Source organism: Telluria sp. B2 (assembly GCF_051789535.1).
Lineage (GTDB): Bacteria > Pseudomonadota > Gammaproteobacteria > Burkholderiales > Burkholderiaceae_D > Telluria.
Genome location: NZ_CP196525.1, coordinates 5,164,122 through 5,179,503, shown reverse-complemented (window position 1 = coordinate 5,179,503; position 15,382 = coordinate 5,164,122). Strand labels below are relative to the sequence as shown.

Sequence of the window (15,382 nt, the reverse complement as noted above, 5' to 3'; positions counted from 1 at the left end):
ACTGAAGGCCGGCACCGGATACGCCGGCCGAGTATCTCGCCACAGCGCCGCAAGCGGGCCGCTGTGGCGTTCGTTTTTTGATGGCCGGGCCGTATGCCGGCTGCATGAGTGACCAACTACCAACAATCAACAAACACTGGAACGACGATGCAGCACTCCCCGAAATCCTCCAAGCCCGCCGCGCAACTGCGCCTGGCGGCCCTGACCCTGATCGCCGCGGCGGCCCTGGCCGCCTGCGGCGGCGGTGGCGGCAATCCCGGCGCGGTCGGCGCGCCGGGCGGCAGTAGCGGCAACGGCGGCGGCACCGGCACCGGCACCACGCCGAGCGTCCCGGCCGCGCCGACGGTCAGCCTGGCCCTGCTCAGCGCAGGCGGGCAGGCCAGCAATTCGCTCAGCGGCGCCACCCCGCTGACCGTGCAGGCGACCGTCAAGGATGCAGCCGGCAAGCCGGTAAAGGACGCGCTCGTGACCTTCGCGACCGACGCCACCCTGGCAACCTTCTCGCCCTCGGCCGGCACCGCCCTGAGCGACGCCAACGGCGTGGCCAGCGTCACCATGCGCGCGGCCAGCCTGGCCGCCGGCGGCGCGGCCCGCATCACCGTGACCACCAGCGTGGCCGGTACCACGGTGACGAGCGAGGCCAACTATCAGGTCGGCGCCACCATGCTCGCCTTCGGCACGCTCAGCGCCACCCCGGCCCAGATCCAGGCCTACGATTCGACTGAACTGTCGGTCGACCTGCTCGCAGGTGGCGTGCGTTATGAAGGCCAGCCGGTCAAGGTCAACTTCAGCTCGGCCTGCGCCACGGCCGGCAAGGCCACGCTGGCCGCCACCGTCTCGACCAACAACGGCGTCGCCAAGACCGTCTACCGCGACCAGGGCTGCGCCAACGACGACATCATCACAGTGACCTCGGACGGCGTGTCGGTCCCGGCCACGGCGTCCCTCAAGATCGCGCCGCCAAACGCCGCCTCGGTGCAGTTCGTCTCCGCCGAACCGGTCGACAAGTCGATCGTGATCCAGGGCCAGGGCGGCATCAACCGCACCGAGACGGCAACCCTGAAGTTCCGCGTCTTCGACACCTTCGGCAATCCGCTGCCGCGCCGTGCCGTCAAGTTCACGGTCTCGGCGCCGACCCTGGTGCACCTGAACAAAGTCTCGGACAGCACCGACGAGAACGGCGAAGTCATCACGACGGTCAACTCCGGCACGGTGGCGACCTCGTTCCGCGTGTTCGCGACCCTGCCGAACACGGCCACCGCGACCCAGCCCGATATTTCCACCACCTCGGACTCGATCGTCGTCACCACCGGCCTGCCGGTGCAGCGTGCGTTCTCGCTCAGCGCGGAGAGATACAACCTCGAGGGCTGGACCCGCGACAGCACGCCGACCCAGCCTGCCACGCGGGTGCAGGTGATGATCGCCGACAGCTTCGGCAACCCGGTTCCGGACGGCACCCCGGTGGTGTTCCAGACCAACATGGGGTCGATCGGCTCGGCCGACAAAGGCGGCTGCAACACCGTCAACGGTGGCTGCTCGGTCGACTTCCGCACGCAGGAACCGCGCTCGCCGGTGAAGAACCAGCCGGCCACGCCTTGCAACACCGGCAGCGGCGCCGGCGTGAGCGACGACAGCGAGCGCAAAGGCCTGGCGACGATCTGCGCCAGCAGCACCGACGGCACCAACACCATCTTCAGCAGGATCGGCCTGTTCTTCGGCGGCAGCAGCGCCGCCAAGGTGTTCCTCGATGACGCCACGGCGCCGCTGGGCGCCGGCGTCACCGACCTCGGTACGGTGAAGGCCATCGATCCGAAGGTCTTCGTGCTGCAGCTGAACGACGAGAACCTGAATCCGATGCCCTTCGGAACCCGGGTCGAGGTCACCAACCTGGTAAACGCGAGCGCAGCGGCGGTGGTGCCGGCAACCGTGCCGAACATCTATCCGCACACGGTCGGCCGCGATGACATCACCGGCAACGACGTCTCCGGTCCGCAGGGTTCGCGCCACACGTTCTCGATCTCGAACCCGGCCGGCAAGGACTGCACGGCCCCGGTAACGGCGACTTTCAACGTTACCGTGACCTCGCCAGGCGAGGTAGTAACCACGATTCCGTTTAAACTGTCGTTCAGCTGCCCATAAAACAGGTGACCGTAACAACAGACGGCCAGCTTATCCTGGCCGTTTGTCTTTTTAGACGAGCAAACTATCGTGCCCGCTGCAAACAGTAACAATATCTTCCTGATCGGGCTGATGGGGTCCGGCAAGACCACCATCGGCCGGCTCCTCGCGCGCCGGCTGGGCAAGCGCTTCGTCGACTCCGACCACGCCATCGAGGCGCGTACCGGCGCCTCGATTCCCTGGATCTTCGAGATCGAAGGCGAGGCGAGTTTTCGCCGCCGCGAGGCCGAGATGATCCGCGAGCTGACGGCTCAGGAGGACATCATCCTGGCCACCGGCGGCGGCGCCGTCCTCGACCCCGCCAGCCGCGCCCTGCTGGCCGAGCGCGGCACCGTGATCTACCTGCGCGCCGGCATCGGCGCCATCCTGCAGCGCACTGCCCACGACAAGAACCGTCCGCTGTTGCAGACGGCCGATCCACGCCGCAAGCTCGAGCAACTGCTGGCCCAGCGCGAGCCGCTGTACCGCGAGATTGCGGACCTCGTCATCGATACCGGCCGACCTAACGTACAATCGATGGTCCAGACTATCCTAGAACAGCTGGACGCGCTCGCAGCCGGGCGCGCCCGGCGTGCAAAGACACCGATGAACCAGGCAGCACAACTTACTCTCAACGTCGAACTGGGCGAACGCAGCTATCCGATCGCGATCGGACCCGGCCTGCTGTCCGACCCGGCGGCGTTGGACCGCCATGTCGGCGGCAACAAGGTGGCCATCGTCACCAACACCACGGTGGCCCCGCTCTACCTCGAACAAGTGGCCGCGCCGCTGCGCGCCGCCGGGCGCGAGGTGGTCGAGATCGTGCTCCCGGACGGCGAGGAGCACAAGCACTGGGGTTCGCTCATGCAGGTGTTCGACGCCCTGCTGGCCAACAAGTGCGACCGCAAGACCACGCTGGTGGCCCTGGGCGGCGGCGTGATCGGCGACCTGACCGGCTTTGCGGCCGCCAGCTACATGCGCGGCGTGCCTTTCGTGCAGATTCCGACGACCCTGCTGGCCCAGGTCGATTCCTCGGTCGGCGGCAAGACCGGCATCAATCACCCGCTCGGCAAGAACATGATCGGCGCCTTCTACCAGCCGCGCGCCGTGCTGGCCGATACCTCGACCCTGTCGACGCTGCCGGACCGCGAGCTGTCGGCCGGCCTGGCCGAAGTGATCAAGCATGGCGCCATCCTCGACGCCGCCTTCTTCGACTGGATCGAAGCCAACATCAAGGCGCTGGTGGCGCGCGAGCCGCAGGCGCTGGCGCACGCGATCGCCCGCTCCTGTGAGATCAAGGCCGACGTCGTGCGCAAGGACGAGCGCGAAGGCGGCCTGCGCGCGGTGCTGAACTTCGGCCACACCTTCGGCCACGCGATCGAGGCCGGCCTGGGCTATGGCGAATGGCTGCACGGCGAAGCGGTCGGCTGCGGCATGGTGATGGCGGCCGACCTGTCGCACCGCCTGGGCCTGATCGACGCGGCCAGCGTGGAGCGCCTGCGCGCGCTGGTGCAGGCTGCCGGCCTGCCGACGGTGGCGCCGGACCTCGGCATCGAGCGCTGGATCGAACTGATGGAAGTCGACAAGAAGAACGAGGGCGGGGCGATCAAGTTCATCCTCCTGAAACCCCTGGGCAGCCCGAGCATCGCCAGCGTGCCGCAGGAGGTGTTGCGCGCCACGCTGACTGCCTGCGTGAGCGGAGGGACCTGATGGACTTCGACGCCCACCTCGCACCTTATGCGGCGCATTCCTCGAAATCGCGCGGGCGTCGTTTTCCGGAACCGGCGCCGGGTTCGCGCAGCGAATTCCAGCGCGACCGCGACCGCATCATCCACTCCACGGCCTTCCGCCGGCTGGAATACAAAACCCAGGTCTTCCTGAACCACGAGGGCGACCTGTTCCGCACCCGCCTGACGCACTCGATCGAGGTGGCGCAGATCGGGCGCACCCTGGCGCGCAGCCTGCGCCTGAACGAGGACCTGGTCGAAGCCACGGCCCTGGCGCACGACCTCGGCCACACGCCTTTCGGCCACGTCGGCCAGGACGTGCTCAACGAATGCATGAAGGACTACGGCGGCTTCGAGCACAACCTGCAAAGCCTGCGCGTGGTCGACCAGCTCGAGGAACACTACGGCGCCTTCGACGGCCTGAACCTCACGTTCGAAACGCGCGAAGGCATCCTCAAGCACTGCTCGCTGAACAATGCGCGCCAGCTGGGCGAACTCGGCCAGCGCTTCATCGACAAGACCCAGCCGAGCCTGGAAGCGCAATTGACCAACCTGGCCGACGAGATCGCGTACAACAACCACGACATCGACGACGGCCTGCGTTCCGGCCTGCTGACGATGAAGCAGATGGAAGAAGTGGAACTGTTCGCGCGCCTGCGCCACCAGGTCGAGGCCCAGTATCCGGGCCTGCCGGGACGGCGCGCGCTGTACGAGACGATCCGCCTGATGATCACCGCGATGACGGCGGACCTGGTCGAGACTTCGGCCGAACGTTTGCGCGAGGCGGCGCCGCAGAGCATCGACGACGTGCGCCAGGGGCCCCCGCTGATCCGCTTCTCGGACAAGATGCGTCTTGAAACCACGGCTTTAAAACGCTTCCTGTACGCGAACCTGTACCGCCACTTCCAGGTCAACCGCATGCGCGTAAAGGCCAGCCGCATCGTGCGCGATCTGTTCGATGCCTTCATGACGGATCCGGTGCTGCTGCCGCCGGACTACCAGGCGGCCGATGGCGATACCCTGAAGCAGGCGCGCAAGATTGCGGACTACATTGCGGGGATGACGGACCGGTATGCGATCCGCGAGCATCGGCGGATTTTCTCGCTCGATCATCTGTAGGGTGACGGCTTTGTCTCCACGCGGGGTACGCGGCGGTGGCACAACGATTCTCGTAGGGTGGGTTCTCGAACCCACCGGTATGGTCCGTATCCTTCGTTCGTAGGGTGGACACCTGTGTCCACGCTGTCTCAACGCTTGAATATCGCCGGCGTCACCGGCGACGTCCGTGGCGGGGATACGCACCATACCGCGTGGACACAGGTGTCCACCCTACTTAAAACAGGCTGGGCCTGGCCAGCTCGCCCAGCAGCTTCTTGACCGGCGCCGGCAAGGCCGCCTCGTCGATCGCCGCCAGCTTCCACCAGACAAACCCCGCCGGCGTCGCCGGACGCGCGGCCAGCGTCAGCTTGTGCGGGAAGATGTGCAATTTGTAGTGCGTGAACACATGCACCAGCGGCAGCAGCGCCTGCACTTCCTCGATCTCGCCGAAGCGCTTGGAAGCCTGGGCCAGGCCGGCGGGCGCAGCAAGGGCAGGCGACGTATCGCCCAGTGCCACATGCCCCTCGACTTCCGGCAGCGACAGCAGGCCGCCCCAGATCCCGCTGCCCGGCCTTTGCTCGAGCAGCACCTCATCCCCGTACACCACAACCAGCAGGTCGGCGCGCTTCTCCGGCGTGGCCTTCTTCGGTTTGCGTACCGGCAGTTCGGCCGTGCGGCTTGTGGCGAACGCGACGCAGCGCGCCTGCAGCGGGCAGCGGCCGCAGTCGGGCTTCGAGCGCGTGCACAGGGTCGCGCCCAGGTCCATCAATCCCTGCGTGTAGGCCTCGATGCCTTCGACCGGGAGCAGGGCGTCGGCGCGGCGCCAGAGCGCCTCCTCGACCCGCTTTTCGCCCGGATACTGGTCAACGCCGAACACGCGCGCGAACACGCGTTTCACGTTGCCGTCGAGGATGGCGGCGCGGGTGCCGTCCGAGAACGCGGTGATCGCCGCGGCCGTGGAGCGGCCGATGCCGGGCAGGTCGGCGAGCAGGGCCGGGTCGCTCGGGAACACGCCGCCGTATTCGGTCACCACGCGCCGGGCGCAGGCGTGCAGGTTGCGGGCGCGGGTGTAGTAGCCCAGGCCGCTCCAGTGCGCCATCACGTCCTCGATCGGCGCTTCGGCCAGGGCCTGCACGGTCGGGAAGCGCTCCAGGAAGCGCGCGTAATAGCCCAGCACCGCCGCCACTTGCGTCTGCTGCAGCATGATCTCGGACAGCCAGACGCGGTAGGCGTCGCGTGTGTTCTGCCAGGGCAGCGTGTGGCGGCCGTGCGCGCGCTGCCACGCGATCACGGCATCGGAAAAGGTCGGGTCGATCAGGTCGTCGAATTCGGTCAAGCGTTTCATGCAACTTTCATGCAGTTTCTATGCGGCTTCCAATAGCGCGGGTTCGTCGAGCGCAGCGTGGACCGCCGCGCCCAGGTCCAGCACGGCGCGGCGCTGGCGTTCCAGTTCGGCCTGGCGCGCCTCGAAGGCGGCGATCTTCTGCTCCAGGCTGTCGGTCGCATCGTGGATGCGCTGGATCGCGGCCAGGCGGTGGCGCAACTGTTCCTTGTGCTGGCGGATCTGGGTCTCGAGCGGCGCCATGATCACCTTCAGCCAGGCCTCCACATCCGCATTCGCGGCGCGAAACGCGCGCCGCACGCGCGAGGCGATCGAATCGAAGAAGCGTTCCATCAAGGTCGCGCGGCTGGTCATGAGCAGGGTGGCGGTGCCGAACTGCTTCGCGTAGAGCGCCTCGATGGCGTCGATCTCGGCGCGGTAGCGCGCCAGGCTCAACGCGGGCGGCGCCGACAGGGTGAGGCCGTGTTCGGCTGCGAAGCCGCGTGCCATGGCCTCGGTCGTGGCGCCGATCTCGCCGACCTTCGCCTCGGCGGCGTCGAGTGCGGCGCGCGCCTCGTCGAAGAACACGCGCACCGGGGCGCGCATGCCGGTCGCAAAACGCGCGGCCTGCAGCGCCAGGCGCACGCTCTCGGCCTGGCGCTGCACGGCGTCCGTGCCGAGGAGGGAATAGAGCTGGGTCGACAGCGCGGCGAAGCGCGTGCGCGCCTCCTGCAGGCGCAGCAGGCCGGCGTCGAAGTCCTTCCGCTCGGCCTCGATGCGGCGCATCATCAGCGCCAGCACGGCCTGGTTCTTGCCGCGCAGGCTTTTCAGTTCCTGCAGCTGCTCGACCAGGTCGCGCGTGCGCGCCGCCAGTGCGCCGGCCAGCGCGCTCTCCAGCGCGGCGAGGTCCTCGCGCAACTGGCGCGTCAGGATCGCCTTTTTCTGCGGCACCAGTCCGTGCAGCAGGGCCGTTTCCAGCGCGCCGATGCGGCTGCGCTCGACCAGGGCCATGTCGCCCTGGATACGCCCGACCAGTGCCTGCTGGGCCGACACCGGATACACCTGCTTGGCCTCGAGCCCGAGCTGCCCGGCCACGCTGTGCTGCTGGCGCGCGACCTCGGCCTCGTTGTCGGCGTCGTTCTTCAATGGATCCCACATGGCGTCGATCTTGTTCAGCACGACGATACGGCCCGGCCCGGCGCCGATGTGGGTGCGCCAGACCTCGATGTCGCTGCGCGTCACGCCGGTCTCGGCGGCCAGCACGAACAGCACCGCGTGCGCGTTCGGGATCAGGTTCAGCGTCAGTTCCGGCTCGGTGCCGATCGCGTTCAGGCCCGGCGTATCGAGGATCACCAGGCCCTGCTTGAGCAGCGGGTGGGGCAGGTTGATGATGGCGTGGCGCCACTGCGGGATCTCGACCGTTCCGTCCGGGCCCAACGCATCGGCATGCTCCGGGTCCTGCGGATCGACCAGCCCGTAGCGCTGCGCTTGCGCGGCGTCCACGCGGCGCGTCAGGCTGACCTGGCGGAAGGCCTCGCGCATGCGCTCGGGGCTGTCGAGGTCGAGCGGCAGCACGGTCCAGGCGGCGGGATCGTCGCGGTAGTCGCCGGTCGACAGGCGGCTGGCGCGCGTTTCGATCGGCAGCAGGCGGATGCAGGGTGCGAAGCCGGCGTCGTACAGCAGCTCGGTCGGGCACATGGTGGTGCGGCCGGCGGCCGAGGGCAGGATGCGCTGGCCGTAGTCGGCGAAGAAGATCGCGTTGATCAGCTCGGATTTGCCGCGCGAGAATTCGGCCACGAAGGCCACCGACAGCCGGTCGTCGCGCAAGCGCGCCCGGGCCTGCTGCATGCGGCCCAGGGTGGCGGCATCGGCCAGCTCGGCCGCCTGCAACGCGGTGCGCCAGGTGTCCAGCGCATCGGCAATGGCGGCGCGCCAGGCGCCGTATTCTTGAATCTGTTGCATGTTCGGCCCGCTCGAAAGTTTGCTTACCGCTGGCAGGTCGCGCAGTAGAAGGTGGACCGCTGGCCCTGCTTGATCTGGCGTACCGGGGAACCACAGTTGCGGCACGGCACTCCAGCACGATCATAGACGAAATATGTCTGCTGGAAATATCCGGACTGTCCGTTTACGGCAATAAAGTCACGCAATGTGCTGCCGCCCTGCACGATGGCGGCGGCCAGCACCTCGCGGATCGCGGCCGCCAGTTTTTCGTAGCGCGCGCGGCTGATGCGCGAGGCCGGCGTCTTCGGGTTGATCCCGGCGCGGAACAGGCTTTCGCAGGCGTAGATGTTGCCCACCCCGACCACGATGTCGCCGGCCAGCAGCACCTGCTTGATCGGCGCGCTGCGCTTGCGCGTCGCGCGGTACAGCAGCTCGGCCGAGAATTTGTCTTCGAGCGGCTCGACGCCCAGGCCGCGCAGCAGGATGTGCCCTTCCAGCTCGCCGTCGTCGATGCCATGCCAGAGCACGGCGCCGAAACGGCGCGGATCGTGCAGGCGCAGCACCTGGCGCACGCCGTCCAGGCTGACGACCAGGTCGAAGTGGTCATGCTTTTTCAGCTCGATACCGGGAGGCAGCACGCGCAGGTGGCCCGACATGCCGAGGTGGACGATCAGGGTGCCCGTCGCGAAGCCGAGCAGCAGGTACTTGCCGCGCCGCTTGACGTGCTCGATGCGCTGGCCGACCAGGGTCTCGGCCAGGTGGGCGGGGAAGGGCCAGCGCAGGCCCTCGCGGCGGAACACGACCTGCTCGACCACGCGGCCTTCCAGGTGCGGCGCGACGCCGCGCCGGGTGACTTCTACTTCCGGGAGTTCAGGCATGAAAATCCGACAAATTCTTGTAAATTCGTGTTGCGGGGGCGCACGCGCAGCAGGGCTTGGGCGTAGAATCGGGACATCCTTCCCGATATGGACTAGCTTTGAAAAACGCTTTCGTCATTGTAACTCTCTCTGGTGTGCTGGCGGCATGCGCTGTGGCGCCGCAACAGCAGCCTGTTGCGCAAACGGCAGCCGGCGCCCAGGCCGCCGATCCGCAGCGCGACCCTGAGGCGCAGGCAGCGAAAGCCGAAGCCGAAGCCGAAGCCGAACAACAGGCCGCGACGGATGCCGAGAAGGAAGCGCAAATGGCGCGCCTGCCCAAGGTCGAGCTGACGCCGACCCTGCTGAACCAGCTCCTGCGCGCCGAGTTCGCGTTCCGCAAGGGCGACTGGCAGGGGCCCTACCTGACCATGCTGGCGCTGGCCCAGCAGACACGCGACCCGCGCTTGGCGCGCCGCGCCGCCGAGATGGCGCTGGCCGCGCGCCAGCCCGACGACACCCTGGCCGCGGTGCGCGAATGGCGCAAGCTTGACCCAACGTCCGACGAAGCGACGCAATACTATCTGGGGATGGTCATCCTCTCCGACAATATCGCCGACGCCGAAGAAATCTTCCGCAAGCGCCTCGAAGGCGCGCCGCTGGAAGCGCGCGGCGTGGTGCTGTACCAGGTGCAGCAACTGCTCTCGCGCGCCAAGGACAAGGAAGCGGCCAGCGCCATGCTCGAGCGCCTGGTGGCGCCCTACAGCGATACGGTCGAGGGCCGCGTCGTGCTGGCCCAGGCGGCCCTGTCGCGCGGCGCCAGGGAAGAGGGCGCCCGGCAGGCGCGCGCCGCGCTGGCGCTGCAGTCGTCTTCCCAGATCGCGATGCTGACCCTGGCCCAGGCCAGCGACAGCGAAGAAGAGGCCAACGCGCTGCTGGAAAAATTCCTGGTCACCAATCCGAATGCACGCGAAGTGCGCGCCGCCCATGCGCGCATCCTCGTCAACGCCAAGCAGTACGAAGCGGCGCGTCGCCAGTTCATGCTGCTCGACCAGCAGCAGCCGGACAACGTCACCACGCTCTACGCGCTGGGCGTGCTGTCGACCCAGCTGAACGACCCGGCCGGGGCCGAGCGCTATTTCACCCGTTTCGTCGACGTGCTGGGCCGCAATCCCGACGACGAGCGCGACCCCTCGAAGGCGCTGCTGATCCTGTCGCAGCTGGCCGAGGAGCGGGGCGACCTGAAGGCCGCCGCCGGCTGGCTCGACAAGCTGCCCGAGGGCGACGAGAAGACCGTGTTCAGCGCCCAGCTGCGCCGCGCCCAGTTGCTCGGCAAGGGCGGCGACGTGCCGGCCGCGCGCCGCCTGCTCGCCTCGCTCAAGCCCTCCGAGCCGGCGGCCCAGGCCCAGGTCCTCGCGGCCGAAGCCCAGATCTTGCGCGACGCCGGCCAGGCCGGCCAGGCCTATCAACTCATGCAGGCCGCGACCAAGCGCTTCCCGACGAATCCCGACCTGCTCTACGACTACGCCCTGCTGGCCGAGAAGACCGGCCAGGTCGAGGAGATGGAGCGGGCGCTGCGCGAAGTGATGCGCCTGGCGCCGGACAACCACCATGCCTACAACGCCCTCGGCTATTCCCTGGCCGAGCGCAACGTCCGCCTGGACGAGGCGCGGGCGCTGATCGAGAAGGCGCTGGCGATGGCGCCGGAAGACCCCTTCATCATGGACAGCATGGGCTGGGTCGAATACCGCATGGGCAACCTGGAAGCGGCCGAAACCCACCTGCGCCGCGCCTACAGCCTGCGCCGCGACCCGGAGATCGCCGTGCACCTGGGCGAAGTGCTGTGGCAGCGCGGCAAGCGCGCCGACGCCGAGAAGCTCTGGCTCGAAGCGCGCGCCAAGGACCCGCAGAACGACACGCTGCGCAGTACGCTGGCGCGCTTGCGCCTGTCCCTGTGAAATAATCTTTTCATTTCGAATCCCGCGGCGGGCGCATGCCCGCCGCTCCTTTTGCAAACTACTGAACGATGCCGATCACCCGCCGCCTGACCCTGTTTGCCTTCGCCGCCGCGCTTGCCGGCTGCGCCAGCGCACCGCTTTCCCAATCTACCGTTGCCGACTACCGCGAAACGATCGAGCTGAGCGGCCGCCTGTCGGTGAACTATGAAAAGGACGGCCAGCCGGGTTCGGTCACGGGCAATTTCGAGTGGTCGCAACAGCCGGGCCGCATCGACATCAGCCTGGCTTCGCCGCTGGGCCAGACCCTGGCCGAGATCAGCGTCACGTCGCAAGGGGCCACGCTGACCCAGGCGGGCCGCGAGCCGATGAGCGCCCAGGACATCGACACCCTGACTTCCCGGGCGCTGGGCTGGTCGCTGCCGGTGGCCGGCCTGCGCGACTGGATGCAGGGCTATGCCACGGCAGCCGACGGCAAGCGTTTCGTGGCGTCGCCGGCGAATAACAGCGTCTACACGAAGGATGGCTGGCGCTTGCGCTTCGTGTCCTGGCAGGACGAAAAGGCCGCACGGCCAGTGCCCCAGCGCATCGACGCCGAGCGCAGCGCCACCGCCACCAGTGGCGAGCTGCAGATCCGCATCATCATCAACCCGGCCGCCTGATGAAGTCGCTGCACCATTGCCCGGCTCCGGCCAAGCTGAACCTGTTCCTGCACGTCGTGGGCCGCCGCGCCGACGGCTACCACCTGCTGCAAAGTGTCTTTCAACTGATCGACCACGGCGACGCCCTGCATTTCGACCTGCGCGAAGACGGCCGCATTGTCCGCACCAACGATGTGCCCGGCGTGCCCGAAGAGCAGGACCTGGTGGTGCGCGCGCTGCGCCGCCTGGCCGAAGCTCATGCAAGGCGCCACGGGCGCGCCGTGCCCGGTATCGACGTACGGCTCGACAAGATCCTGCCCATGGGCGGCGGGCTGGGCGGCGGCTCGTCCGACGCCGCCACCGCCCTGATGGCGGCGAACCACCTGTGGCAGGGCGGTTTCACGGACGACGAACTGATGGCGATCGGCCTGCCGCTGGGCGCCGACATCCCTTTTTTTCTCTACGGCCAGACCGCGTTTGTCGAGGGAATCGGGGAGGCGATGCAACCCGTGGACGGTCCGGATTGCTGGTATGTGGTGATCGAGCCGGGCGTGTCCGTGCCGACCCCTGCAATTTTTACCGCGCCGGATTTGACAAGGGATACGAAACCCGTCAGAATAGCGGACTTTCCTGAGGCACATAAGTTAAGTGCATACGGGAAAAATGATTTGCAAGCAGTAGCGGTCCGCTTGTTTCCTGAAGTAGGGGAGGCAATCAGTTGGTTGGGACGTTACGGCGCTGCCAGGATGACTGGCTCAGGGGCGTGTGTGTTTTGCGCGCTGCCCGGCGAAGCAGAAGCGGATCAGGTGTTGGCGCAAGTGCCCGGCAACTGGAAATCGTGGAAAGCAAAATCGCTGGTGCGACACCCGATGAAAAAGCTCTTGCAAAACAGTATGTTGTAGAATAAAATTTTGCCTGTCGCAGCGATTGACGTTACAATAGTTAAGCACTGCGGTAAGCTGTAGGTTGCGTAGGGGAATCGCCAAGTTGGTTAAGGCACCGGATTTTGATTCCGGCATTCCAAGGTTCGAATCCTTGTTCCCCTGCCATTCAATTTGTCCGGCCTGTCGATGCGTATGTGTCCAGCGGATGAATCAGGAAAGCGCGACAACGTCGCTCTCCTTAACGCATAATCAGCCGGTATAGCCGGCTGATTGTTTTTCAAGTTCAAGCTCACCTTTCTGGGACTCCCATGGCTTACGAAAACCTGATGGTTTTTACCGGCAATGCCAATCCGGCGCTAGCAGAAGGGGTCGCAAAAAACCTCGGCATTCCTCTCGGTAAGGCCGTGGTCTCGAAGTTCTCCGATGGCGAAGTAATGGTCGAAATCAACGAGAACGTTCGTGGCAAGGACGTCTTCGTTCTGCAATCGACCTGCGCTCCCACCAACGATAACCTCATGGAAATCATGCTGATGGTCGACGCTCTCAAGCGCGCATCGGCTGGCCGCATCACTGCCGCCATTCCTTACTTCGGCTATGCCCGTCAAGACCGCCGCCCGCGTTCGGCGCGTGTCGCGATCTCGGCAAAAGTCGTCGCCAACATGCTGGAAGAAGCCGGCGTCGAGCGCGTCCTGATCATGGACCTGCACGCCGACCAGATCCAGGGCTTCTTCGACATCCCGGTCGACAACATCTACGCTTCCCCGATCCTGCTGGGCGACCTGCAGAAGCAGAAGTACGACGACCTGCTGGTCGTCTCGCCCGACGTCGGCGGCGTGGTGCGTGCCCGTGCGCTGGCCAAGCGCCTTGGCTGCGACCTGGCGATCATCGACAAGCGCCGTCCAAAGGCGAACGTGTCGGAAGTCATGAACATCATCGGCGAAGTCGAAGGCCGTAACTGCGTGATCATGGACGACATGGTCGACACCGCGGGTACCCTGACCAAGGCTGCCGAAGTGCTCAAGGAGCGCGGCGCGAAGAAAGTCGTGGCCTATTGCACCCACCCGGTCCTGTCGGGTCCTGCGATCGACCGCATCTCGAACTCGCCGCTGGACGAGCTGGTGGTCACCGACACCATCCCGCTGTCGGCCGCCGGCGCCGCCTGCCCGAAGATCCGCCAGCTGACCTGTGCTCCGCTGCTGGCCGAGACCTTCAAGCGCATCGTCAAGGGCGACTCGGTCATGTCGCTGTTCGTCGACTAAGCAATACACGCATCAAACCACGGCGCGCCAGGCTGAAAAGCCGGCGCGCCGTTGTGTCGTAGAAGTATCGGAATTCTTGAGTGCGCAGTCAGCGCTCAATCGCCGCTTGTCCCTGGTCGCGGGGGCAGGCATTTACCGGGCGCGGGCCGGGAGTCATTCCCGGCATTCGGGCCCACACTTTATTACTGGAGTTTCACATGAAAGTAGTCGCATTCAACCGCACCCTGCAGGGCACCGGAGCGAGCCGCCGCCTGCGCAACGCTGGCCAGACCCCTGGCATCATCTACGGTGGCGCCGAAGCCCCGCAGCTGATCGCCCTGGACGGCAACGCGTTGTTCCACGCGCTCAAGAAAGAAGCTTTCCACGGTTCCGTGCTGGACATGGAAATCGACGGCAAGACCCAGCAAGTCCTGCTGCGCGACTTCCAGATGCACGCATACAAGCAACTGGTCCTGCACGCTGACTTCCAGCGCGTCGACGCATCGCAGCCGATCCACACCAAGGTCACCCTGCACTTCGTCAACGCCGAGACCTCGCCGGCCGTCAAGCTGAGCAGCGCTGTCATTTCGCACGTGCTGAACGAACTGGAAGTCGCCTGCCTGCCGGGCAAGCTGCCTGAGTTCATCGAAGTCGACCTGGGCAACCTGGAAGCCGGCCAGTCGATCCACGTAAACGACCTGAAGCTGCCGGAAGGCGTCACCGCGCTGACCCACGGCCAGAACCTGACCATCGCCACCTCGACCGTGCCGCGTGGCGCTGCCGCTGCTGCCGAAGGCGAAGAGAAGTAATTTTTCCGCCGCCCCAACGGGCGGCTGGGAATACGGAAACCCGCCGCGGCTTGCCCGGCGGGTTTTTTATTGCTTTGTCCCGATTGCTGATCCTTTCCCGTTTTCGGCGATAATCGCCTTTTTCCTGACGCGACCGCTATGTCCATCCGCCTCATCGTCGGCCTCGGCAATCCTGGCCCAGAATACGAACAAACCCGCCACAACGCCGGCTTCTGGCTGGTCGACAACCTCGCCAACAGCCTGCCGGGCTGCCGCCTGCAGCGCGAGAGCCGTTTCAATGCGCTGATGGCGAAGACCTCGATCTCGGGCAAGGAAGTCTGGCTGCTCGAACCGCTGACCTTCATGAACCGCTCCGGGCAGTCGGTCGGCGCGCTGGCGCGCTTCTATAAAATCAACCCGGACGAAGTCCTCGTCGTGCACGACGAGCTCGACCTGATGCCTGGCGTGGCCAAGCTCAAGAAGGGCGGCTCCTCGGGCGGCCACAACGGCCTGAAAGACATCACCGCGGCGCTCGGCACCCAGGATTACTGGCGCCTGCGCATCGGTATCGGCCACCCGCGCAGTCTGAATTTGCAGCAGGGCGTGGCCGACTTCGTGCTGCACCGCCCGCGCCGCGAAGAGCAGGGCCCGATCGAGGAATCGATCGACAAGGCCTTGCGCATCATCCCGCTGGCCGTCGAGGGCAAGCTCGACGCGGCGACGATGCAGTTGCATACCGCCTGAAGACAGGCCGCCCACAGTGCGCCTGCGCCGCGGG

12 protein-coding genes and 1 tRNA gene are annotated in these 15,382 nt (G+C 66.5%); 10 read left to right on the top strand and 3 right to left on the bottom strand.

Annotated features, from left to right (window positions below):
• The first annotated feature begins 147 nt into the window (after window positions 1–147).
• From ACSUZJ_RS22855 to ACSUZJ_RS22845, 3 genes are all read left to right on the top strand, one after another.
• Window positions 148–2,139 carry an Ig-like domain-containing protein gene (locus ACSUZJ_RS22855; RefSeq protein WP_499411930.1) on the top strand — a complete coding sequence of 664 codons (1,992 nt, stop codon included), beginning with the start codon at window positions 148–150 and terminating at the stop codon, window positions 2,137–2,139.
• A gap of 111 nt (window positions 2,140–2,250) precedes the next feature.
• On the top strand, window positions 2,251–3,867 hold the full coding sequence (gene aroKB / locus ACSUZJ_RS22850) for a bifunctional shikimate kinase/3-dehydroquinate synthase AroKB (protein ID WP_499416648.1): 1,617 nt from the start codon (window positions 2,251–2,253) through the stop codon (window positions 3,865–3,867).
• Complete coding sequence (locus tag ACSUZJ_RS22845; protein WP_499411929.1) at window positions 3,867–5,003, top strand: deoxyguanosinetriphosphate triphosphohydrolase; 1,137 nt, start codon at window positions 3,867–3,869, stop codon at window positions 5,001–5,003. Before aroKB ends, ACSUZJ_RS22845 begins: the two co-directional genes overlap by 1 nt.
• Window positions 5,004–5,217: 214 nt before the next feature.
• Here the strand turns inward: ACSUZJ_RS22845 and mutY are convergent, their stop codons facing one another.
• Genes mutY through mutM form a run of 3 tightly spaced genes read right to left on the bottom strand, consistent with a single transcriptional unit; the run spans window position 5,218 to window position 9,122 of the window.
• Entirely contained in the window at window positions 5,218–6,327 is a 1,110-nt protein-coding gene (mutY, locus tag ACSUZJ_RS22840) for an A/G-specific adenine glycosylase (protein WP_499411928.1), read from the bottom strand.
• 18 nt (window positions 6,328–6,345) lie between these two features.
• Window positions 6,346–8,265: a dynamin family protein gene (locus tag ACSUZJ_RS22835; RefSeq protein ID WP_499411927.1), complete on the bottom strand. Its 1,920-nt coding sequence runs from the start codon at window positions 8,263–8,265 to the stop codon at window positions 6,346–6,348.
• A gap of 23 nt (window positions 8,266–8,288) precedes the next feature.
• Window positions 8,289–9,122, bottom strand: coding sequence for a bifunctional DNA-formamidopyrimidine glycosylase/DNA-(apurinic or apyrimidinic site) lyase (mutM, locus tag ACSUZJ_RS22830; RefSeq protein WP_499411926.1), 834 nt, complete (start codon window positions 9,120–9,122; stop codon window positions 8,289–8,291).
• A gap of 152 nt (window positions 9,123–9,274) precedes the next feature.
• Between mutM and ACSUZJ_RS22825 the strand changes: the two genes are divergently transcribed.
• The 7 genes from ACSUZJ_RS22825 (at window position 9,275) to pth (ending at window position 15,348) form a co-directional block, all read left to right on the top strand.
• Window positions 9,275–11,056: a tetratricopeptide repeat protein gene (locus tag ACSUZJ_RS22825; protein WP_499411925.1), complete on the top strand. Its 1,782-nt coding sequence runs from the start codon at window positions 9,275–9,277 to the stop codon at window positions 11,054–11,056.
• 68 nt (window positions 11,057–11,124) lie between these two features.
• On the top strand, window positions 11,125–11,715 hold the full coding sequence (locus ACSUZJ_RS22820) for an outer membrane lipoprotein LolB (RefSeq protein WP_499411923.1): 591 nt from the start codon (window positions 11,125–11,127) through the stop codon (window positions 11,713–11,715).
• Window positions 11,715–12,596, top strand: coding sequence for a 4-(cytidine 5'-diphospho)-2-C-methyl-D-erythritol kinase (gene ispE / locus ACSUZJ_RS22815; protein WP_499411922.1), 882 nt, complete (start codon window positions 11,715–11,717; stop codon window positions 12,594–12,596). Before ACSUZJ_RS22820 ends, ispE begins: the two co-directional genes overlap by 1 nt.
• Window positions 12,597–12,666: 70 nt before the next feature.
• A tRNA-Gln gene (locus tag ACSUZJ_RS22810) sits at window positions 12,667–12,743 on the top strand.
• A 143-nt stretch (window positions 12,744–12,886) separates the two neighbouring features.
• Complete coding sequence (locus tag ACSUZJ_RS22805) at window positions 12,887–13,837, top strand: ribose-phosphate pyrophosphokinase (RefSeq protein WP_312550769.1); 951 nt, start codon at window positions 12,887–12,889, stop codon at window positions 13,835–13,837.
• Between the two features lie 197 nt (window positions 13,838–14,034).
• Window positions 14,035–14,625: a 50S ribosomal protein L25/general stress protein Ctc gene (locus tag ACSUZJ_RS22800; protein ID WP_499411921.1), complete on the top strand. Its 591-nt coding sequence runs from the start codon at window positions 14,035–14,037 to the stop codon at window positions 14,623–14,625.
• A 138-nt stretch (window positions 14,626–14,763) separates the two neighbouring features.
• Complete coding sequence (pth, locus tag ACSUZJ_RS22795; protein WP_499411919.1) at window positions 14,764–15,348, top strand: aminoacyl-tRNA hydrolase; 585 nt, start codon at window positions 14,764–14,766, stop codon at window positions 15,346–15,348.
• Window positions 15,349–15,382: the final 34 nt, after the last annotated feature.